Source organism: Streptomyces sp. NPDC025721 (assembly GCF_055558595.1).
The window spans coordinates 16,325-37,293 of record NZ_JBVHMF010000010.1; the positions used below are offsets into that span (position 1 = coordinate 16,325).

Sequence of the window (20,969 nt, forward strand, 5' to 3'; positions counted from 1 at the left end):
CGGCCGGTGGTCCGGGAACAACCGGTGGTGCCCCGCCGGACCCGGCGCAGACGAGCGGCGCCGCCGCGGCTGAGGCCGCGGCGCCCCGCGCCCCCGAGGGGGCACCCGCCGTGCGCGAGGAAGCCGTCGAGGGGGCACCCTCCTCGCACGGGGCGCAGCCCCTTCGGCTGGGGACCCGGCGGAGCAAGCTGGCGATGGCGCAGTCGGGCATGGTCGCCGCCCAGGTGACGGAACTGACCGGCCGCCCGGTCGAGTTGGTCGAGATCACCACGTACGGCGACGTCTCGCGCGAGAATCTGGCCCAGATCGGCGGCACCGGCGTCTTCGTGTCGGCCCTGAGGGACGCCCTCCTGGCCGGCGAGATCGACTTCGCGGTGCACAGCCTCAAAGACCTGCCCACCGCGGCGGCGGACGGCCTGACGCTCGCGGCGATCCCGGTACGGGAGGACCCGCGGGACGCACTCGTGGCCCGCGACGGCCTGACGTTCGAGACGCTGCCCGACGGAGCGCGGGTCGGCACGGGCTCCCCGCGACGGATGGCGCAGCTCAACGCGTGGGCACGGTCACACGGCAGGGCCGTGGAGACGGTGCCGATCCGTGGCAATGTTGACACCCGCATCGGGTACGTTACTTCCGGCACGCTCGACGCGGTCGTACTGGCCGCCGCCGGGCTGAACCGTATCGGCAGGCTCGCGGAGGCGAGCGAGCTGATCGCTGCCGACGCCGTACTGCCCGCTCCCGGCCAGGGAGCGTTGGCGGTCGAATGCGCCGCCTCCAACCAGGAGTTGGCCGCACAGCTCGCCGAGCTCGACGACCCGTTCACCCGGGTCGCCGTGACCGCCGAGCGATCCCTGCTCGCCGCCCTCGAAGCCGGCTGCTCCGCCCCTGTGGGCGCGCTCGCCGACCTCGTGGCCGACGGGCAGACTACCGAGCTGCGCCTGCGCGGTGTCGTCGGCACGACCGACGGCGCCTCACTGGTGCAGATGTCCATCACCGGCCCCGTACCGGCGTCCGACGACGAAGCGCGTGCCCTCGGGCGCGAGTTGGCCGTCGAGATGCTCGCCAAGGGTGCGGCCGGTCTTATGGGGGAGCGCGCACTTTGAACCCCGCCGCCGTCGCTGCAACGACGAACACCGCCGGGACCGCCGGTTCCAACCGACCTTCTTCCGGCCACGTCACCTTCCTCGGTGCCGGGCCCGGAGACCCCGGGCTGCTGACCTTGCGCGCTGTGGAGGCGCTGGCCCGTGCCGACCTGCTGGTCGGCGACGCGCCGGTGCTCGACGTGGTCCGCACGCACGCCCGCGCGGACGTGGGCACGGCCCAACCCGCCGCAGACGGCGAGGTGTTGGACATCTCCGCTGTCTCGGCTGCTGCCACCCAGCTTGTCATGGCGTCCGCGCGGACCGGAAAGCGGGTCGTCCGTGCGGTCGCGGGCGACCCCGGCCTCGACTCGTCCGCGGCCGAGGAGATGCTGGCCTGTGCCCACGCGGGCATCCCCTTCGAGGTCGTGCCCGGCGTGGCCGCCGCCGTCGGCGTACCCGCCTACGCGGGCGTGCACTTGAGCAGTGACGTGCGCTTCGTGGACGCGGCCACCGCCGGCGACCGCTGTTGGAACGAGGTGGGCGCGAGCGACGCGACGCTGGTGGTCTCCACCACGCTCCAGACCGTCGCGATCGCCACCGCGGAACTCATCGCCGCCGGACGCAAGCCCGACACCCCGCTGTCGGTGACCGTCGCCGGGACCACCACCCGGCAGCGCACCTGGACCGCGACGCTGGCCACCATCGCCGCGGAGCTGAAGGCGACCAAGGCGTTGCCGACGCCCGAGGGACCGATCGCCGCGATAGCCGTCGTCGGCGAACGCACCGCCCAGCGCCAGCACTTGTCGTGGTTCGAGACCAAGCCGCTGTTCGGCTGGCGGGTCCTGGTGCCGCGCACGAAGGAGCAGGCGGCGTCGCTGTCCGACCAACTCCGCTCGTACGGCGCCGTGCCGCACGAGGTGCCGACCATCGCGGTCGAACCGCCGCGCACCCCGCAGCAGATGGAGCGGGCCGTCAAGGGCCTGGTGACCGGACGCTACGAGTGGATCGCCTTCACGTCGGTGAACGCCGTCAAGGCGGTGCGCGAGAAGTTCGAGGAGTACGGGCTCGACGCGCGGGCCTTCGCCGGTATCAAGGTCGCCGCGGTCGGCGAGCAGACCGCCCAGTCGCTGGTGGAGTTCGGCGTCAAGCCGGACCTGGTGCCCAGCGGCGAGCAGTCCGCGGCCGGGCTGCTGGAGGACTGGCCGCCGTACGACCCGGTCTTCGACCCGATCGACCGCGTCTTCCTGCCGCGCGCCGACATCGCCACCGAGACGCTGGTGGCCGGACTGGTCGAGCTGGGCTGGGAGGTGGACGACGTGACGGCCTACCGGACCGTGCGCGCCTCGCCGCCGCCCGCCGACACCCGTGAGGCCATCAAGGGCGGCGGATTCGACGCGGTGCTGTTCACCTCGTCCTCGACCGTGCGCAATCTCGTCGGCATCGCGGGCAAGCCGCACAATGTCACCGTGATCGCCTGCATCGGGCCCGCCACCGCCAAGACGGCGGAGGAGCACGGGCTGCGGGTGGACGTCATGTCGCCCGAGCCGTCCGTGCTCGCTCTCGCGCAGGCCCTCGCCGACTTCGGTACGGCCCGCCGGGTCGCGGCCGAGGAGGCGGGCGACCCGGTGACCCGTCCCAGCGAGCGCCGTCCCGGCTCGCGCAGAAGGGCCCGCGTCTAGGGCCCGGATCTGAGGCCCGGATCTGAGGCCCGCGTCCAGGGCCCGGACCCAGGGCCCGGACCCAGGGCCCGCGTCGAGGACCTGGTGGGCCGCACGGGCCCACGACTACTGCAGCGCCGGGGGCAGTTGCTCCCGGTGGACGACGCCCAGGCGCTGCGTGGCGCGGGTGAGCGCCACATACAGGTCGCTCGATCCGAACCGGGCGGGCTCCACGACCAGCACATGGTCGAACTCCAGGCCCTTGGCCTGGCGCGGGGCCAGCAGCACCAACGGCCGGGTCAGGTCGGGCGCTTCGCCCGCCGTGACACCGTCCAGCGCGGCGGCGATCTCCTCGTGCAGCTCGCGCGGCGCGATCACCGCCAGGCGGCCCTGCCCCGGCAGCGGCGTCAGCTCCGCGGCGGCCTTGGCGACCGTCCCCGCCAGGTCCCCGCCCGCGTCCCGCGTCCACGGCCGCTCGCCGGTCGACCGCACCGACACCGGCAGGACGTACCGCGGGTCCTGCGCCCGTACGACCCTGGCCGCCAGCTCCATGATCTCGGCGGGCGTACGGTAGTTGACCTTCAACGTGACGTGCTCGAAGCGGTCCCCGACGTACGGCCGCAGGATGTTCTCCCACGAGCCGACGCCCGCCGCCTCCGACGTCTGCGCCGGGTCGCCGACCAGCGTCAGCGAACGCGTCGGGGTGCGGCGCATCAGCAGCCGCCACCCCATCGGCGACAGGTCCTGCGCCTCGTCCACGATGATGTGCCCGAACGCCCAGGTGCGGTCGGCGGCGGCGCGTTCGGCCGCGCTGCGGTGGTCGTCCTCCTCGTGCCGCTCCGCCATCCGCTCGGCGTCGATGATGTCGTGCGCGGCCAGGACCTCGGACTCCTCGTCCTCGAACTCGTACGACTCCGAGCCCCGCGACAGCTCCAGCACGCCCTGCGCGTAGGCGATCCGCTCCTGCCGTACGGCCTCCTCGGCCGCCAGCCGGGCGCTGTCGTCCACGCCGAGGAGTTCGGCGGCCTCGTCCAGCAGGGGGACGTCCGCTGGCGTCCACGGGGCGTCGAGCGGGTTGTCGGGGCGCGGGCGCCGGATCGCGTCGGCGTCCTCGGCGGGCAGGTACACCGGCGCGGCCAGATAGTCGGCCAGGAACGCCTCGGGGGTCAGCGGCGGCCACAACTCGTCGACGGCGGCGTGGACCTCCTTGCTCGCCGCGATGGCCCGGCCGAGCAGCGCGATGTCGTCGGGCCCGAGGAAGTTGGGCCCGCCGTACGGGTCGGCGCCGATCCGCTCGGCGAGCTGCGCGGTCAGCGCGTCGATCACGCGGAAGACGAAGTGCGGGCGGCCGAGGTTGTGCGGCAGCAGGGTGTCGCGGGCCGCCTGCCGGGCCTCGTACGCGATCTCCCAGTCGAGGATGAGGTCGCCGTCGTCGTGCCGGATGATCAACGGGGCGCCGGGCTCGGGCAGTTGCTGCCGGTCGCGGACGGCCGTCGCCAGCGCCTCGGCCATCTCCTCGCCGCCCTTGACGGCGGCGGCGCGCGGCGTGTCGGTGCCGGTGGCGTGGACGCCGGGGAAGAGTTCGGCCTGGGTGGCGAGCAGGACGCCGGTCTCGCCGAGCGCGGGCAGCACCTCTTCGATGTAGCGCAGGAACGCCGGGTTGGGGCCGACGATCAACACCGCGCGCTTGGAGAGCAGTTCGCGCTGCTCGTACAGCAGGAACGCGGCCCGGTGCAGGGCGACGGCGGTCTTGCCGGTGCCGGGGCCGCCCTCCACGACCAGGACGCCCCGGTGCGGGGCGCGGATGATGGTGTCCTGCTCGGCCTGGATGGTCCGCACGATGTCGCCCATCCGGCCGGTGCGCGCGGAGTTGAGCGCCGCGAGCAGCACGCTGTCGCCGTTGGGGTCCTCGAAGCCGGTGCGTTCGCCGTCGGCCAGGTCCAGGATCTCGTCGTGCAGCTCGGTGACGGTGCGGCCCTCGCTGGCGATGTGGCGGCGGCGCCGCAGGCCCATCGGGGTGTGCCCGGTGGCGAGGTAGAAGGGGCGGGCGACGGGCGCGCGCCAGTCGATGAGCAGCGGCGTACGGTCGGCGTCGTCCTCGCGGATGCCGATCCGGCCGATGTGGTGCGTGGCACCGTCGGAGCGGTCGACGCGGCCGAAGCACAGCGAACCGTCGACCGCGTTCAGCGCCGCGAGCAGGCCGGAGCGCTCCGCGACCCGGATGTCGCGTTCGAGCCGCGCCTGGAGGCCGGTGCCGACCGGCGTCAGCGCGTCCTCGACGCCCTGCGCCGCGACACCGCGCAGCGCGTCGACCCGCGCGTGGACGCGGTCGATGAATTCCTGCTCTTCCCGCAATTCGACGCTTTCCCGATTTGACAAAACGGCTCCCCGTCGGATATGGTTCTTCTTGTTGGCCCCGTGATCGGGGCCTTTCCCATGTGCGCTGAATGCGCGCAGAAGAAACCAATATACGCGTGGCGATCCCCGGTCGGCAATTGCCCACCGGGGATTTCTCGTGCCCCGCGGCCCGTACCCGGTCGTCCTCTGCTCGCCCGGCGCGGGCGACCCGCGCTCGATGGGCACCAAGCTCTACGACGACCTCGCCTCGCGCGGCTACGACCGCCCCTCGCACCGCTGCCCGGAGGCGCGCTTCTTCTCCGGGTGAGCCCGGCCCGCATCGGCAAGGCGCATGCACCAGGTTGCGACACCCCCTGGGCCGCGACACCGATGGCCCGTCGGCAACGCCCGAATTTCCGGTGGCCGCCTTTCCGCGGATACGGCGGCGGCCGACGAATTGCGCGGCGCGGAAGCGAACGGATCTTCTTCTCCTCCGCATTGCCGCGGGCCTTTGCGGAGCCGACTGGGCGTCGGGAAAAGCACACCGGGAGCGGGCGTACCGTGGGAGAGAGCCCTCGATCGTGAGGGTGCCTCGATCTCCACGGGTTCGGACCCACGGGAAGGCGGCGCAGCCATGAGCAGCCAATACGGCGAGTTTCCGGGCGCGCGCCCGCGACGTCTGCGGACGACCCCGGCGATGCGCCGCATGGTCGCCGAGACCCGGCTGTCCCCGGCGGAGCTGATCCTGCCGATGTTCGTCCGCGAGGGCATCAGCGCGCCGCAGGAGATCTCCTCCATGCCCGGCGTCGTCCAGCACACCCGCGACTCGCTGCGCAAGGCGGCGGCGGAAGCGGCGGCGGCCGGGGTCGGCGGCATCATGCTCTTCGGGGTGCCCGAGGTGAAGGACGCGGTCGGCAGCCAGGGCACCGAGCCCGACGGCATACTCCAACTCGGCATCCGCGACGTCGTGTCCGAGGTCGGCGACGCGCTCGTGGTGATGTCCGACCTGTGTCTGGACGAGTACACCGACCACGGTCACTGCGGCGTGCTCGACGCCGAGGGCCGCGTCGACAACGACGCCACGCTGGAGCGCTACGCCGAGATGGCCCAGGTCCAGGCCGACGCGGGCGTCCACGTGGTCGGCCCCTCCGGCATGATGGACGGTCAGGTCGGCGTCGTACGCGACGCGTTGGACGAGATCGGCAAGCAGGACGTGGCGATCCTCGCGTACACCGCGAAGTACGCCTCCGCCTTCTACGGCCCCTTCCGCGAGGCCGTCAACTCCTCGCTCAAGGGCGACCGCAAGACGTATCAGCAGGACCCGGCCAACCTCCGTGAGGCGATGCGCGAGCTGGCGCTGGACCTGGAGGAGGGCGCCGACATGGTGATGGTCAAGCCCGCCCTGCCCTACCTGGACGTGCTGCGCCGCGTCGCCGACGAGGTGAACGTGCCCGTCGCCGCGTATCAGATCTCCGGTGAGTACGCGATGGTCGAGGCCGCCGCCGCGAACGGCTGGATCGACCGCGACCGCGCGATCATGGAGACGCTGACGTCCATCCGCCGGGCGGGCGCGAACATGATCCTCACGTACTGGGCGACCGAGGCCGCCCAGCGGCTCTAGGGCCGGACAGGCCCTAGAGCCCGACCGCCCGCTGGTGCTACCCGGCGGGTGGTTTCGAGTCGGCCCCGGTTGTCGGCGCGGGGACCGGCTTGGCCGGTTTGGCCGGCTTCTTGGGTAGCAGCCAGTTCTTCAGCGCCTTGGCCAGCGGCGTCTCCACGTATGTGTGGACGAGCCAGGCCGCCAGCAGCATCACGGCGACCAGCGCCGGAACCAGGATGCGGGCCGGGAGCACCCCGTGCGTGTGCCGGATGATCTCCCACCCGATGTCTTCGTGCAGCAGATACAACGGATACGTCATCGCACCGGCGACCGTCAGCCAGCGCCAGTTGAAGAAGTTCAGCTTCCCGAGCGCGGCGCCCAGGACGAGACCGTAGAAGATGCTCACGACGGCCAGCGACCACCACCACGACAGATTGGTGTGTGTGGACGCCTCGGCGCTGGCCACCAGATCCGTGAGCTGGTTCTGTGCCATCAGCCAGGACGCCCCCAGCAGCAGCCACAGTATGGGCGTGGGCCCCACCCGGTGCATCAGGTAGATCACGATGCCGCTGACGAAGAAGGCCGCGTACTGGGGAACGATCATCAACTGCAGCAGATCGATCCCCGACTGCGGCGCGATTCCGGCCAGCAACAGCCAGGCGATGCAGAAGGTGACCACTCGCCTGTAGGTCAGCCCCATCATCGCCACGACCATGAACAGCAGGTAGAACCGCAGCTCCACCCAGAGCGACCAGTACACGCCGTCCACGTCCTGCGCGCCCAGCAGCTCCTGGAACATCGTGACATTCGTCAGCACGTCGCTCGCGGCAAGGGTCGTTCCCCCCGGCCGCGTCACCAGCACCGTCGTGGTCACCGCGATGGCGAACCAGTACGCCGGATAGAGCCGGACGAACCGCGACACGGCGAACTGCTTCGGCGTCCGCCCCCAGCACGACATGCAGATGACGAACCCGCTGATCAGGAAGAACAGCTCGACGCCCAGCCATCCGTACCCGGCCACCTCGTGGACGCCGGGGAAGACCGCGCGCGAGGACTTCCCCCACGGGGACTCGAACCAGTCGTCGAAGCCCATGTAGTGGTAGGCCACCACCATGAGCGCGGCTATCAGCCGCAGACCGTCCAGCACGTACAGCCGCTTCTTCGGCTGCGGTGCCGCGCTCCCGGCCTTGCCTCCGGCGGCGGGCTCAGGGACCGGTGCGAGGTCGGGCAGCGGCGCGGAGCCGGTGGGGGCGGCATCTCCGCGAACAACGGTGCTCATAGGTGGGGTGTCCTAGAGGTGAACTGAGGCGAATTGGGGATTCCGCCCACCTTACCCCCGGGTAATTTTTAGGAATGTCCTAAAGAAGTGGCGTTTTATCGGTCATATCGGAACCCGGCGCCGCCGTGGCGGTGGCGGTGGCGGTCGCGGCGAAGGTGGCGAAGGCCGCCCATGCGGCCGGGGTGAACGTGAGGCTCGGACCCAGGGGGTCCTTGGAGTCCCGCACGTGCACGGCGGCCGGGTGAGCCGCGACCTCGATGCACTCGCCACCCTGCTCGCTGCTGTAGCTGGACTTACGCCACGCGTAGGCGATCTCGACGCAGTTCCCGCCGTCACTTCCGCTGTAGCTGGACTTGAACCACTTCAGTGGGGCGCTCATTACTCTCCTAGCAGCCGGTCCAACAGGCCCTGTGTGTCATAGGGGTTGAGGGCCTGCGTGCGCAGCATGGCATACCTCATTGCGAGGATGCTCACCTCGTCCGGGTCGTAAATGACGAGGCTGCCGCGCTGGGTTTCAGCGTAGGCGAGATGCTCGTGCTGACGGGTCTCGAAGAGGACGAACGACCCGTCGAGCGCAGGGTGGGACTGCTGGGCGAGCGGCAGGATCTGGATCGTGACGCCGGGGAGATCGCTGCACTCGCGCAGATGCCGGAGCTGGTCTCGGTAGACCTGTTCGCCGCCGAGACGGTCGCGCAGAACGGCCTCCGAGATGACGAAGGAAACCGACACGGGCTCCTTGCGGTGCAGGACCGCCTGTCGTTCGATGCGGCCCGAGACCTGGAGCTCGATCTCCTCCTCGCTGAGGATGGGCAGTCGGCTCCGGAACACCGCCCATGCGTACTCCCTGGTCTGCAAGAGACCGGGCAGCACCTGGTTCTCGTATGAGGAGATGGCAAGGGCGTCGCGCTCGTGGTCCATGTACTCCGCCGCCCACGTCGGGTAGACGTCGATGTCCGGCGTGTAGTTCACGGCCACCTCCAGCGCACCCTTGGTCTCCAGGGCGCGGTCCAGTTCCTGGGCCAGGGCGAGGGTGAGGGGGCGCCGACCCTGCTCTATCGAGGCGAGCTTGCTTTCGCTGATGATGACGAGGGGAGCCAACTCGGCCTGCGTATAACCCTTCGCGACGCGGAACAGGGCTAATTGCGCGCCGATCAACTGGAAGACGGTCCGGTTCGGCTTCTTCGGCTGCTGCCGTTTGCGTGGTGCCATGGACCTGAAATACCCCACTCCTGCCCGACTTGTATCGCCTGTTACTCGTACACAGGACGTGTACGAGTAACAGGTCTAGTACACCCCGAACACGCTGCGCGACGCTGAGCTTCATGAACGAAGACGTCCAGCACCTGGACCGCCGGGAGCGGTTCTACCGTCGGGAACGGCGCTCGGTCCCCGCCGCGCGGGAGTTCGCGCGGGAAGCCCTCACCGCGTGGGGGTTCGAGAGCCGGGAGGACGAAGTCCTCCTGTGTGTGAGCGAGTTGGCGACCAACGCGCTGCTGCACGGCGTGCCCCCGGGGCGCGGCTTCCTCTTACTGCTGCGCCGCGACCTCGGCACCACCTTGCGGGTCGAGGTGCACGACAGCGGCGGCGGCCGTCCGCACCTGGCCGACCGGCCGGGGCGTGAGCGCGATCAGGAGGAGTCCGGGCGCGGGCTCGTCCTGGTCGACGCGCTGGCCGACAAGTGGGACGTGGGGGAGCGGAACCCCGGCAAGATCGTGTGGTGCGAGTTCGCCGCCCGCTGACCGGGCGTCAGTCCCACCAGAAGGACCACGTGTGGACGTCGAGGACGGCCTTCTCCGCGTACTCGCGCAGCGTCTCGTAGGTGCCCTGGTCGATGTTGTCCGGGCAGAAGGCGTAGTGCTCGGCGGCGACGGCCTCGGCTTCTTCCCGGGTGCTCGGGGGCGCGGCGACGGAGACGGTGAGGCGGTCGAAGGCGAGGGCGATGACGCGTATGCCGAACCGGTCCTCCCACGAGCGGAGCACGGCGCACAGGCGGGCGGGGTCGCTCTCGTAGTTGAGCGGGCCGCTCCAGCCGATCGCTGCGGGTATGTCGGCGCTGCGGCGGGCGTGGACGAGGGCCGCGCGCGGATTCTCCAGCCAGCCGGAGCCGACCATGTCGGCGGTGACCTCGGCGGCCAGGTCGTCGGGGTCGTCCACGGCCTTCGCGGCGGGGGCCAGGCCCGGCCACGCCGCGCCGTACGGCGCGAGGACGTCGTCCTCCTCGACGTCCTCGGCGTCCTCCTCGATCAGGCCCGCCCAGAACTCGGCGAGCACTTCCTCGGCGTCGTGGTCCCCGGCGTACGACGCGTGGTCGGGCATCAACTGCCAGTCCACCGGGCCCTTCGAGTACGGCGCGCTCGCCTCTATCAGCAGCGGTTGCAGGCCCGCCGCCCGCGCGGGCAGCAGGCTCGCCCACGCGTCGTCCGCCGCGGGGCCGTCCGCCATCCACAGCAGCGGCTCGTGCCAGCGGCCCTCGAACGTCGTGTCGACCAATGTGCCCGCGGGCAGCCGCAGGTCCAACTCCGCGAGTCGCGGCAGGGGGTTAGGAAGCATCGCCATGCGCCCGACTCTAGGGGCGACCACTGACAGCCGGACAGCCGTGCGTCCCGGACCGTGGGGACGGGATCCGGGACGTACGGTGCGGCCCTGCGGGCCGGGCTTTCCCGGCGGTCAGGCGCCGGGCCCCGGCCCGGCTCCGCGGGGCCTCGTCAGAGGACCGGGCCCGTGCTGTGGCGGTCGGGATACCAGTCCCAGCCGTCCGCGCAGTACCAGACGCCGTGGTGCCGGTAGCACTCGTCGGCCATCGCCGAGGGCCGCCCCTGTCGTGCGGGTCCGGCGGCCGAGGCCGGGCCTGGCACAGAGGCGAGCAAAAGTATTGCCAGCGCCGTGATCGCAGCCGTCCGACCGAGCAACTTCCGCATGCTCAAACTCCTGTTGACCTGGGGGACAGGGACGCCTGATCCCTACCACCCCGGCCTCCTCCCCTACGCGCATATGCCACCTTTCCCCCAAGTAGCCCCACGGTGCCCTTGCGCAGGGCCATGCTTTTAGGGGCGCGGCCCCTGTGCCCTCCCCTTGCGCAGGAGGTTGCCCACCGGGGGCGCGGGGAACTGCGCGCTCAGCCCGCGCGGTGGTACGCCTTTGAGAACCGGCCCCAGCGGGGCAGATGCGGTTGTTTTCGGGCTGACAGCCCGGTGGGGGCTGGTCGCGCAGTTCCCCGCGCCCCTGAAAAGATCGGCCAGCCGTCTTGGCAGGGGAACCGCCGAGGGGCGGGCCCCTGAAAAGACCGGCCAGCCGCCCCGGCAAGGGGGTCAGCAGGAGAGGTTGCCGCCGCCGACGTCGGTGCCGAGGAGGCGGGTGAACTTCTTGTAGAGGTTGATGCGGTCGTTGCGCTCGTCCGGATTCTTGCCGTTGCATTCGAGGTCGCCGTTGATGCTGCGGATGGTCTCACCGAAGCCCTTGCCGTTGACCATCGCGTTGTGCGGGGTCATCCTTCCGGCGCCGCTCTGGGTGTTCCAGAACCACAGCCCGGTCTTCCAGGACACGGCGGCGTCCCGCTGCACCAGGGACGGGTTGTGCAGCAGGTCGATGCCGAGGGCGTCACCGGCGGCCTTGTAGTTGAAGTTCCAGCTCAACTGGAGAGGGCCGCGCCCGTAGTAGGCGGCGGTGCCGGCCGGGCAGCCGTAGGGCTGGCCGCGGTCGCAGTAGTGGGAGTAGTTGGCGGTGTTCTGCTCGACCACGTACCGCAGGCCGCCGGTCTCGTGGCTCACGTTGGCCAGGAAGGCCGCCGCCTCGCGCTTGCGCGCCGAGCCGTCGCCGGAGCGGGCGAAGCCGGGGTAGGCGTCCAGCGCGCGGACCAGGCCCTGGTAGGTGTAGAAGGAGTTCCGCGCCGGGAACATCTGGCCGAACTGGGCCTCGCTGACGACGAACGAACCGGCCGCCGCGGCGGGCGCCGCCGGAACGGCGACCGCGAGCCCGCTCGCGACGGCGGCGGCGCTGAGCACCGCCAGAAGGCGGGACCGGGTGCGGGACACGGCACGGGACAGGGACATCTGCGCTCCTTGGGTGAGGCGGGCACGCGTCGCTCGCCGCCCGGACGGGACGGTCCGGGCGGGGGGAGACGGAGAGCGACGCAACGGCCGCCAGAATTACAGCCGTTCGCCCGAAATGCGCATATGACGCGCCGATATGCCGTCAAGAGTGTGGATCACAAGGCCGCGGCCGGCCGGGGTCAGCGCTCGTACACCCCGGTCAGCCGGCCGCGGGCGAGGACGGGGGAGGCGACGGCGGGCAGGACGGTACGAGGGCGCGCGCGGGTCAGGTCCTTCGTGGTCGGGGCGCCGTCGGTCACGGGGGCGGCGAGGGCGAAGAGCTGGAAGACGTAGCGGTGCGGGCCGTGGCCCTTGATCGGCGCGGGACCGTGGTAGCCGCGGCCGATGGTCGACCGCAGCACCCGTACGCCCGGGGCGGGTTGGCGTGCGGACAGGGCGCCGGTGTCCAGGCGGCCGGCCGTCGCCGGGTCGATGAGGGCGAGGCAGTGCACGGCGGGCCTGGACATGGGGACGTCGATGTCCTCGACGGACAGGAGGAGTTGGGCGGTGCCGTCCGGGAGCGGGGTCCACGCCAGGCGCGGGGAGAGGTCGGCGCCGCCGACGTTCTTCGCGCACTGCTCCAGCGGCAGGGGGCCGCCGTCCCTGAAGTCCTCGCTGGTGAGGGTCAGCAGGTCGGGGCCCTGGAGGTTGGGCAGGTGCCACGCCGCGTGGGCGTCGCCCGACTTGCGGTTGCTGAGGAGTCGGCCGAGCAGGGGCATGTGTCTCTCCTGGGGTGAGGGGCCGTCGGCGGCGTCAGGGAGCCGTGGACGGCTGGTGCTCGCGCTTCCGGCGCTCGCGGCCGGGAGCGGCGGGGTTGGCGCCGCGCAGCATCGAGGCGACGGCGGCGAGGAAGGCGAGGACGGCGCCGAAGGCGAACACGATGACCAGGCCGGAGTGGAAGGGCCCCGAGATCAGGTCGGGGAAGAACTCGTGTCCGGTCAGCGTCTGCCGCTGCGCCGCCGTCAGACGTGCCAGGGTGCCGGTGGGTTCGAGCAGGTGCTGCACCGGGTTGACGCCGAGCTGCGCGGCGAACAGGGACGAGACCGGGGGCAGGCCGCCGACCTGGGCCGCGACGTGCGCCGGTACGCCCTGCTGCCGCAGGCCGCTGGTGAGGGTGTGCGGGAGGCTGCTGGCCAGTCCGGCGATCATCAGGGAGAAGAAGACGCCGATGGACACGGCGGTGCCCGAATTCTGGAAGGTCGCCCGCATGCCGGACGCGACCCCGCGCAGCTCGTCCGGCACGCTGCCCATGATCGAGGAGGAGTTGGGGGAGGCGAACATGCCGCTCGCGATCCCGTTGAGCGCGATCAGCAGCGCGAAGATCCAGTAGCTGAAGTCGATCGGCAGGAGCATCAGGCCGAGGAAGCTGGCGCCGAACAGCAGCGCGCCGCCGGTGGCCAGGCCGCGGGAGCCGATCCGGTCCGACAGATAGCCGGAGACCGGGCCCGCGGCGAGGAAACCGGCGGTCAGCGGCAGCATGAAGATGCCCGCCCACAGAGGCGTGTCGCTGTAGTCGTAGCCGTGCAGCGGCAGCCAGATGCCCTGGAGCCAGATGATCAGCACGAACTGCATGCCGCCGCGGCCGATCGAGATGGCCAGGCCCGCCAGATTGCCGAAGGTGAAGGCCCGCAGCCGGAACAGCCCCAGTTGGATCATCGGCGAGGTGGCGCGTCTCTCGATGACGACGAACGCCGCCAGCAGGGCGAGGCCGCCGACGACCAGGGCGACGACCAGCGGATTCGTCCAGCCCATGGTGTGGCCGCCATAGGGCTGGAGGCCGAAGGTGACCGCGATCAGCACCGCGCTCAGGCCCACCGCGAAGGTGATGTTGCCCCACCAGTCGACACGGCCGCCGCCGCGCTTTCCGGTGTCGCGCAGGGTGCGGTACGCCCACAGGGTGAAGAAGACGCCGACCGGCACGTTCACCCAGAACACCGCGCGCCAGTCCCACGCGGCGAGCAGGCCGCCCGCGACCAGGCCGATGAACATCCCGGCCAGGGCCGCGACCTGGTTGATCCCGAGCGCGAAGCCGCGCTGCTCCTTGGGGAAGGCGTCGACCAGGATCGCGGCGGAGTTGGCCGTCAGCATCGAGCCGCCCACGGCTTGCAGCACCCGCCAGCCGATCAGCCACATCGCGCCGTGGCCGCCGTCGTACGGGTCGAAGGAGAGCAGGATCGAGGCGAAGGTGAAGACGGCGAAACCGGAGTTGTAGATACGGACCCGGCCGTACATGTCGCCGAGGCGGCCGACGGTGACGACGAGGACGGCCTGGACCAGCCGGTACCCCATGATCATCCACAGCAGGTACGCGATGTTGCCCGGCGCGAGCGGGTCCAGGTGGATGCCGCGGAAGATGGCGGGGAGCGCGATCAGGACGATCGAGCCGTCGAGCGCGGACATGAAGACGGCGGCGGTGGTGTTGGTCAGCGCCGTCCACTTGTACCGGTCGCCCAGCGCCTGGGAGGGATGGGACATCGGCTCGCTTCCTGTCGCGTCCGGGGGCTTCCCGACGGGTCCTCGGGCGGGGTCCGTCGCGTCAGACGGCCTGGGCCAGCCGGTCGAGCAGGGGGGCCGCCGCCGCGAGCTGTGCCAGTTCGGCCGGGGTGAACGCGCCGCTGGTCAGGGCCCGGGTGATCTGCTCGGTGCGCGCGTTGCGCTTGTCCTCCAGCGCCCGCCGGCCCGCCTCGGTCACCGTCAGCACCACGCGCCTGCCGTCGTCCGGGTCCTGGCCGCGGTCGACCAGGCCGCGGTCCCGCAGCCCGGCGAGGGTGGTGCCCATGGCCTGGGCGGTGATCTGCACCTGCCGGGCCAGGGCGGAGGAGGTCGTGGGGCCCGAGCGGTTCAGGAGCGACAACGCCGTCCGCTCGGGCATGGTGAGGCCCCCGCCGGTGGGCACCTGCCGGGCGCGGCGCACCAGTGCGCCGACGCCGGTCAGGAGGGAGGCGGCGACGGCTGCGGGGTCCAGATCCTCGTTCATATGCTAAGGCTACCTTATCAACCTGCCTTATCTGTTTTTCGTCTCACGGAAGTGAGGGCGGGGGCGGGGTGGCGTGCGGGCGGGCGGGCGCGTCAACGGCGTCCGCGGCGCGTCAGTGGTGTTCGCCGCCGCGGCCCAGGGTCTGCTCGGCGGTCACGCCGGGACGCGTCCACTGCGGTACGGGCCGGCCGGTCGGGCCCCAGGTCGCGTTCCCGTCCACGTCCGCGCGCCAGTACCAGCACGGACCGTTCCCCTCGGGCCAGCCCTCCGGCGTGTCCTGCCACGCCTCGCGCCGCCCGTACGGCGTCATGTCCAGCAGCGCGAAGCTCCCGCTGGCCGCCTCGGTGCCGCGGCCCGTCGTGTCGTACGTGAGGAACGTACGGTCGCCGTCGCGCAGGTAGGAGGTGAGGTGGCCCATCGCCCCGCCGACCGGCGCGGCCACGTCGCGCACCGAGTACCAGGGCTCGGTGTAGCCCATGAACTCCACGAACGGCGGGACCTCCTCCCAGCGTCCCGTCGTCAGCACGGCCCACGAGATGCCGCGCGCGTTCAGATACGCGGCGTCCTTCATGTGCCACGCCGTGACCGTGCACCCCTCGCACTGGCCCTGGTGGGGCGCCCCGTCGTGCCACATGTGCTTGTAGACCAGCAGCTCGTTCCGCCCCTGGAACAGGTCCCTGAACGGCACCGGGCCCTGCGCGCCCGTCACCTCCACCGACCCGTCGAACTCCACCATCGGCAACCGGCGCCGCGCCGCCGCGATGGCGTCCCCCTCGCGCGTATGGGCCTTCTCCCTGACCAGCAGCTCGTCCCGCGCCGCCTGCCACGTCTCCATGTCCACCACCGGCGGCCGTCCGCCGCCCGCTTCGCCCTGCGTGCTCGTCACGATGTCCTCCGCGCTCTGTCGTGAGTGTTCTCGGCCGTGTCCGGCGCCGGATTTCCGGCGGCGGTCACTACAGGAGACTCGGGGCGGGCCCGGAACTCATCGCGGAGGTTCGGCGGGGTCGGCTGGTTCGGCGGATTCGGTCGCGGAGGTGAGGCGGGTCAGGAGGGTGGTGAGGTGGGCGAGGTCTTTCCGGGAGAGGGCGGAGAGGGCCGGCGGGGGGCGGTGGAGGATCGCGTCGGCGGTGGCGATGGCGTCGTGGCCCGCCGGGGTGAGGGTGACGAGCTTGCGGCGGCGGTCGGCGGGGTGGGGGAGGCGTTCGACCAGGCCGTGGGATTCGAGTTTGTCGACGATCAGGGTGGTGTAGGGGGCGTCGGCGCCGATGGACGCGGCGAGTTGGGTGAGGGTCAGGGGCGCGTCGCGCAGGAGGAAGAGGGCCTTGCCGCGTCCGGCGCCGAGCCGGAAGCCGAGGGCTTCGGCCAGCTCGCCGTGGCGGTTGTGGGCCTCGACGAAGCCGTGCATGAGGGCCCAGACGGTCTCGGCGGAGGGGGCGGCGGGTTCCGCGTCCGGGTCCGTGGCCGACGTCGGGTCCGGGTCCGGGGGCGGGGTCACCATGCGACGGTGTTGCCGAGGTAGTCGACGTAGTGCAGGCCGGGGCTGTCCCGGAGGGAATCGAGCGTCCTGACGACGTTCGGAATGCTCTCCTCGACGGTCAGCCGCCCGCCGGGTCCGCCGACGCCGATCCGCACCCAGCCGGGCGCCATCAGCACCAGCGGCCGGGACTCGCCCTCGTGCCGCGCCGCGTAGCTGCGCATGAAGGTGTTCAGCGCGGCCTTGCTGCCCCGGTATACCTCGTGCCCGCCGCGCTCGTTGTTGGCCACGCTGCCCTGGCCCGAGGACATGACCCCGATGGTGCCGGTCCCGGTCACGAGGTCCGAGAGCGTTTCGACGACCCGCAGCGGGCTCAGCGCGTTGGTCACCATGACCCGCACGAATTCCTCGGTCGACGTCTCCGCCACCGTCCCCTCGGGCTCGTTCGTGACGCCCGCGTTCACGAAGAGGAGGTCGAAGACGCGCCCTTCCAGCCGCTCGCGCACCGCCGTGACCTGCTCGGGGACCGTGACGTCCACCGTCTCGATCTCGACGCTGTCCGGGTGCGCCTCGGCGAGGTCGTGCAGCTCCGTCCGCCGGGTGCCGCGCACGGTCGCGACGACGTGCCACCCCTCGCGCTGCCACTCCCGCGCGAGGGCGAGGCCGAGGCCGCGGGAGGCGCCGATGAGCAGGACGCGCTTGCCGGATGCCGAATTGGTTGTAGTCATAACAATGATTGTGGGTCGTATAACTACCCGCGTCAAACGGAGCCGGGACTCCTCGAGCCGGGGGTTTCGCGGGGCGCGCGGCCCCGACGACGTACACCGTCAACGTGGCGTGCGCCCGTAACCTCCGGAAAACGGGGTGATCGCGCACGCAGGGGATAAGGTCGGCGGGCGCACGGCGTCCGTCGTCCGTACAACACCCGGCTGAGGGGACGCCATGCGGGTGGCCGCTCGGACAGATCAGCCGCAGGACAAAGGGTGTTGGGCGCTGAGCCGTGATCAGTGACGCGATGGCGGAAGCACTGGTGTCGCTGCGCCGGGGCGAGTGGCCGCAGCGGGCGCGTCTCGCGGCCGTGGCGCTCGGGGTGGACGGCGTGTCGACGGCTCTGGCGGGGGACACCTCGCCGGGGAAGACCCCGGGGAGCCGGGAGGCGGCCGAAGTGCTCTGGTGCTCCGGCCCGTTGAGCCGTGCCTTCGAGGACTTGCAGTACACGGTCGGCGAGGGGCCGGCCGCCGACGCCGTACGTACCGGCCACGCCGTCCTGGCACCCGACCTGCGCCGCGTGCGCGCCGACCGCTGGCCCGCGCTGGTGCCGGAGGCCGAACGGCTGCCGGTCCGCGCGGTGTTCTGCTTCCCGATCGCGCTCGGCGCCATCCGGATCGGCGTGCTGACCGCCGTACGCGCCACGGCCGGGGCGCTCGGCACCGAACAGACCGGCGACGCCCTCGTCCTCGCCGACGCGCTGGCCGCCCGCTACCTGGGGGACGAGGGCGGCGCCGAACTGCCCGGCACGCTGTACAGCGCCGTCGTCCACCAGGCGGCGGGCATGGCGAGCGTGCAACTCGGCCTCCCGCTCGCGGACGCGCTCCTGCGCCTGCGGGCGCACGCCTTCCGGAGCGGGCGGCCCATCCGCGTCGTGGCGCATGATGTGGTGGCCAGACGGCTGCGCCTCGATGTCAACGGCGACGGCACCCTCCCCTCCACCGCAGCAGACAAGGACTGATCCCCATGACGCGTGTGCAACGCCTCACCGAAGTCTTCGTGGAGGTCGCCGACTCGCTCACCGACGACTTCGACATCATCGACTTCCTCCAGCGGCTCGCCCAGCGCTGCGCGGAACTGCTGGACATCGCGACGGTCGGCATCCTGCTCGTGGACGAGCACGGCACGCTGCACCCGCTGGCCGCGTCCGACGAGAGCACCCGGCTGCTGGAACTCTTCGCGTCCCAGCACGACCAGGGCCCGTGCGTGGAGTGCTTCCGCACCGGCGACGCCCGCATCGACGTGGACCTGACCGCGCCGATCACCCGGACCCGCTGGCCGCACTTCACCACGCGGGCCACCGAGGCCGGATTCGTCCGCACCCACGCCTTCCCGATGCGGCTGCGGCAGCGGGTGGTGGGCGCGCTCAGCCTCTTCCAGCGCGAGTCGACGCCGATCAGCGAGGAGGACCGGCTGCTGGCGCAGGCGCTCGCGGACATCGCCACGATCGCGATCCTCCAGCAGCGGACCCTGGAGCGCAGCCAGGTCGAGCGCGTGCAGCTCCAGACCGCGCTGACCAACCGGATCGTGATCGAGCAGGCCAAGGGCGTGCTCGCCGAGCGCTGGGGTCTGTCGGTGGACGACGCCTTCGGCGCCTTCCGCCGCTACGCCCGCGCGCACCACCTGCGGCTCGCGGCGCTCGCCTACGACGTCGTCCAGGGGGACTTCGACACAGCGGCGATCTTCCGCGAGCCGGAGGGGCCCGAGGGGTCCTAGCTCCTAGAGGCGCTCGGGGGTACGGATACCGAGCAGCGTCAGACCCTGCCGCAGGGTGCGGGCGGTGACGTCGCAGAGGAAGAGCCGGTTCTCCACCACGGCGGGGCTGTCCGCCTTGAGGACCGGGCACTGCTCGTAGAACGTCGCGAACGCCGAGGCCACCGAGAAGAGATACGCGGCGAGCTTGTGCGGCTCGTACGTCTCCGCCGTCGAGGCCAGCGCCTCGCCGAACTCGTCGAGCAGCAGCCCCAGCGCCCGCTCGGCGGGTGCCAGCGGCAGCTCGGGGTGGGCCGCGGGCCGCGCGTCGCCCGAGCGCCGGATGATCGACTGGATCCGGGCGTACGCGTACTGGATGTACACGCTCGTGTCGCCGTTGAGCGACACCATCCGGTCCAGGTCGAAGACGTAGTCCCGGCCCAGGGACGTGGACAGGTCCGCGTACTTCACCGCGCCGATGCCGACCTCGGCGCCGCGCTCGGCGACCTCCGCGTCCGACAGCTCGCCCTTGGTGTCCTTCTCCTTGACGACGGCCGTCGCCCGCTCCACCGCCTCGTCCAGCAGGTCCTCCAGCTTGACGCTCTCGCCCGCCCGGGTCTTGAACGGCTTGCCGTCCTTGCCGAGCACCGTGCCGAACGGGATGTGCTTGACGGTGACCTCGTCGGTCAGCCAGCCCGCCCGCCGGGCGGTCTCGAAGACCATCCGGAAGTGCAGCGCCTGCCGGGCGTCCACCACGTACAGCAAGGTGGTGGCGTGCAGATTCTGCGTCCGGTCCCGCACCGCCGACAGGTCGGTGGCCGGGTAGCCGAAGCCGCCGTCGGACTTGCGGACGATGAGCGGGACCGGCTCGCCGTCCTTGCCCTTGATGTCGTCGAAGAACACGCACAGCGCGCCGTCGGACCGGACCGCGACACCGGACTTCTCCAGCAGGTCGCTGGTCTCCACCAGCATGTCGTTGTACCCGGACTCGCCGACGATGTCCTCGTCCTGGATCGCGATGTCGAGCTTGTCGTAGACGGAGTGGAAGTAGATCAGCGACTCGTCGACCAGCCACTGCCAGATCTTCAGCGTCTCCGCGTCGCCCGACTGGAGCTCGACCAGCCGCTTGCGGGACCGGTCCTTGAACGCCTCGTCGGAGTCGAAGAGCGTCCGCGACGACTTGTAGAGCCGGTCGAGCCGGGACATCGACGCCTCACCGGCCACCGCGGAGTCCGCGGTGGTCTGCGTGCTCTCCAGCTCGTCCGGGTGCTCCATCAGGTACTGGACGAGCATGCCGAACTGGGTGCCCCAGTCGCCGATGTGGTGCCGCGGGATCACCGTCTCGCCGCTGAACCGCAGAATCCGCACGATCGCGTCGCCGATGACGGAGGACCGCAGGTGCCCGACGTGCATCTCCTTGGCGACATTCGGCTGCGCGTAGTCGATGACGGTGGTGCCGGGGTGCTCGGCCAGGGGTACGCCGAGCCGGTCGTCCTCGGCCCGCAGCGCGAGGTTGGCGGTGATCGCGGTGTCCGTGACCGAGATGTTGAGGAAGCCGGGTCCTGACACCTCGATCTCGCCGATCAGCCCGTCGGGGCCGTCCGCGGGCAGCCCGGCCAGCACGGCGGCGGCCAGCTCCCGGGGATTGGCCTTCGCCTTCTTGGCGAGGCCCAGCACGCCGTTGGCCTGGAAGTCGGCCCGGTCGCTTCGGCGCAGCAGCGGGTCGGCACCGTCGGCCGACGGCACGGCGGCCGCGAGGGCGGCCGAGACACGCTGCTGGAGTGAAGCGGACAGGGAGGTGACCGAGGCCATGGGTGTGCCGTTCCGTGTGTCGTGGATAGCGGACTTCGCCTCGCGGTGAGGCGAGGTCCCAGTGTCCCACGCGAGCCCCGATGGGCCGAGCCGGTTATCCACAGGTGGGGACGGAGCGGGCGAGTTATCCACAGGCCGGGTTATCCGCTGGCGATCGGGGGCCGGATGTCTGGGAGAATCGGAGCCGTCGGAACACCCCCAT

21 protein-coding genes are annotated in these 20,969 nt (G+C 71.5%); 7 read left to right on the forward strand and 14 right to left on the reverse strand.

Annotation, left to right across the window (positions count from 1 at the left end; translation table 11 throughout):
- Nucleotides 1-110: 110 nt before the first annotated feature.
- Nucleotides 111-1,103 (forward strand): hydroxymethylbilane synthase, encoded by a 993-nt coding sequence (gene hemC / locus ACZ4EF_RS16195; RefSeq protein WP_355340673.1) that lies wholly within the window; start codon nt 111-113, stop codon nt 1,101-1,103.
- Nucleotides 1,100-2,761 carry a bifunctional uroporphyrinogen-III C-methyltransferase/uroporphyrinogen-III synthase gene (locus ACZ4EF_RS16200; protein WP_355340670.1) on the forward strand — a complete coding sequence of 554 codons (1,662 nt, stop codon included), beginning with the start codon at nt 1,100-1,102 and terminating at the stop codon, nt 2,759-2,761. Before hemC ends, ACZ4EF_RS16200 begins: the two co-directional genes overlap by 4 nt.
- 105 nt (nt 2,762-2,866) lie before the next feature.
- Here the strand turns inward: ACZ4EF_RS16200 and ACZ4EF_RS16205 are convergent, their stop codons facing one another.
- Nucleotides 2,867-5,095, reverse strand: a complete 2,229-nt coding sequence (locus ACZ4EF_RS16205; RefSeq protein ID WP_467505142.1) for a HelD family protein — start codon at nt 5,093-5,095, stop codon at nt 2,867-2,869.
- Between the two features lie 160 nt (nt 5,096-5,255).
- Here ACZ4EF_RS16205 and ACZ4EF_RS16210 point away from each other — a divergent pair, with 160 nt between their 5' ends.
- Nucleotides 5,256-5,405 (forward strand): hypothetical protein, encoded by a 150-nt coding sequence (locus ACZ4EF_RS16210; protein ID WP_467346582.1) that lies wholly within the window; start codon nt 5,256-5,258, stop codon nt 5,403-5,405.
- A gap of 306 nt (nt 5,406-5,711) precedes the next feature.
- Entirely contained in the window at nt 5,712-6,698 is a 987-nt protein-coding gene (gene hemB / locus ACZ4EF_RS16215; protein WP_391052047.1) for a porphobilinogen synthase, read from the forward strand.
- A gap of 37 nt (nt 6,699-6,735) precedes the next feature.
- Here the strand turns inward: hemB and ACZ4EF_RS16220 are convergent, their stop codons facing one another.
- The 3 genes from ACZ4EF_RS16220 to ACZ4EF_RS16230 all read right to left on the reverse strand — a co-directional run bounded on the left by ACZ4EF_RS16220 (nt 6,736) and on the right by ACZ4EF_RS16230 (nt 9,165).
- Nucleotides 6,736-7,956 (reverse strand): acyltransferase family protein, encoded by a 1,221-nt coding sequence (locus ACZ4EF_RS16220; RefSeq protein WP_391052036.1) that lies wholly within the window; start codon nt 7,954-7,956, stop codon nt 6,736-6,738.
- A gap of 79 nt (nt 7,957-8,035) precedes the next feature.
- Nucleotides 8,036-8,335, reverse strand: coding sequence for a DUF397 domain-containing protein (locus ACZ4EF_RS16225; RefSeq protein WP_467504987.1), 300 nt, complete (start codon nt 8,333-8,335; stop codon nt 8,036-8,038).
- On the reverse strand, nt 8,335-9,165 hold the full coding sequence (locus ACZ4EF_RS16230; RefSeq protein WP_467346588.1) for a helix-turn-helix domain-containing protein: 831 nt from the start codon (nt 9,163-9,165) through the stop codon (nt 8,335-8,337). Before ACZ4EF_RS16230 ends, ACZ4EF_RS16225 begins: the two co-directional genes overlap by 1 nt.
- Before the next feature lie 113 nt (nt 9,166-9,278).
- On the opposite strand from ACZ4EF_RS16230, the gene ACZ4EF_RS16235 reads away from it, so the two are divergent.
- A complete protein-coding gene (locus ACZ4EF_RS16235; RefSeq protein ID WP_355340645.1) occupies nt 9,279-9,695 on the forward strand; it encodes an ATP-binding protein in 417 nt (138 codons plus the stop codon).
- 7 nt (nt 9,696-9,702) lie between these two features.
- On the opposite strand, the gene ACZ4EF_RS16240 is transcribed toward ACZ4EF_RS16235, so the two are convergent.
- The 9 genes from ACZ4EF_RS16240 to ACZ4EF_RS16280 all read right to left on the reverse strand — a co-directional run bounded on the left by ACZ4EF_RS16240 (nt 9,703) and on the right by ACZ4EF_RS16280 (nt 17,223).
- On the reverse strand, nt 9,703-10,512 hold the full coding sequence (locus tag ACZ4EF_RS16240) for a DUF4253 domain-containing protein (protein ID WP_401723166.1): 810 nt from the start codon (nt 10,510-10,512) through the stop codon (nt 9,703-9,705).
- 149 nt (nt 10,513-10,661) lie between these two features.
- Nucleotides 10,662-10,874, reverse strand: coding sequence for a hypothetical protein (locus tag ACZ4EF_RS16245; RefSeq protein WP_467504989.1), 213 nt, complete (start codon nt 10,872-10,874; stop codon nt 10,662-10,664).
- Nucleotides 10,875-11,264: 390 nt separating this feature from the next.
- Nucleotides 11,265-12,005 (reverse strand): chitinase, encoded by a 741-nt coding sequence (locus ACZ4EF_RS16250; protein WP_391163539.1) that lies wholly within the window; start codon nt 12,003-12,005, stop codon nt 11,265-11,267.
- A 179-nt stretch (nt 12,006-12,184) separates the two neighbouring features.
- Nucleotides 12,185-12,763, reverse strand: a complete 579-nt coding sequence (locus tag ACZ4EF_RS16255) for a YbhB/YbcL family Raf kinase inhibitor-like protein (RefSeq protein WP_467504991.1) — start codon at nt 12,761-12,763, stop codon at nt 12,185-12,187.
- Between the two features lie 34 nt (nt 12,764-12,797).
- Nucleotides 12,798-14,519, reverse strand: a complete 1,722-nt coding sequence (locus ACZ4EF_RS16260) for an MFS transporter (RefSeq protein WP_355340633.1) — start codon at nt 14,517-14,519, stop codon at nt 12,798-12,800.
- 61 nt (nt 14,520-14,580) lie between these two features.
- Complete coding sequence (locus tag ACZ4EF_RS16265; protein ID WP_391163538.1) at nt 14,581-15,021, reverse strand: MarR family winged helix-turn-helix transcriptional regulator; 441 nt, start codon at nt 15,019-15,021, stop codon at nt 14,581-14,583.
- Between the two features lie 112 nt (nt 15,022-15,133).
- Nucleotides 15,134-15,907, reverse strand: coding sequence for a DUF899 family protein (locus ACZ4EF_RS16270; protein WP_401308974.1), 774 nt, complete (start codon nt 15,905-15,907; stop codon nt 15,134-15,136).
- Nucleotides 15,908-16,003: 96 nt separating this feature from the next.
- Entirely contained in the window at nt 16,004-16,519 is a 516-nt protein-coding gene (locus tag ACZ4EF_RS16275) for a MarR family winged helix-turn-helix transcriptional regulator (protein ID WP_467504993.1), read from the reverse strand.
- Nucleotides 16,513-17,223, reverse strand: a complete 711-nt coding sequence (locus ACZ4EF_RS16280; protein ID WP_355340621.1) for an SDR family oxidoreductase — start codon at nt 17,221-17,223, stop codon at nt 16,513-16,515. The genes ACZ4EF_RS16275 and ACZ4EF_RS16280 overlap by 7 nt, the downstream gene beginning before the upstream one ends.
- 287 nt (nt 17,224-17,510) lie before the next feature.
- On the opposite strand from ACZ4EF_RS16280, the gene ACZ4EF_RS16285 reads away from it, so the two are divergent.
- Together ACZ4EF_RS16285 and ACZ4EF_RS16290 are read left to right on the forward strand one after the other, a co-directional pair.
- A complete protein-coding gene (locus ACZ4EF_RS16285; protein WP_355340618.1) occupies nt 17,511-18,224 on the forward strand; it encodes a GAF and ANTAR domain-containing protein in 714 nt (237 codons plus the stop codon).
- A 5-nt stretch (nt 18,225-18,229) separates the two neighbouring features.
- On the forward strand, nt 18,230-18,979 hold the full coding sequence (locus tag ACZ4EF_RS16290) for a GAF and ANTAR domain-containing protein (RefSeq protein ID WP_355340616.1): 750 nt from the start codon (nt 18,230-18,232) through the stop codon (nt 18,977-18,979).
- A gap of 3 nt (nt 18,980-18,982) precedes the next feature.
- On the opposite strand, the gene argS is transcribed toward ACZ4EF_RS16290, so the two are convergent.
- On the reverse strand, nt 18,983-20,767 hold the full coding sequence (gene argS, locus ACZ4EF_RS16295) for an arginine--tRNA ligase (protein ID WP_467504995.1): 1,785 nt from the start codon (nt 20,765-20,767) through the stop codon (nt 18,983-18,985).
- Between the last annotated feature and the right edge of the window lie 202 nt (nt 20,768-20,969).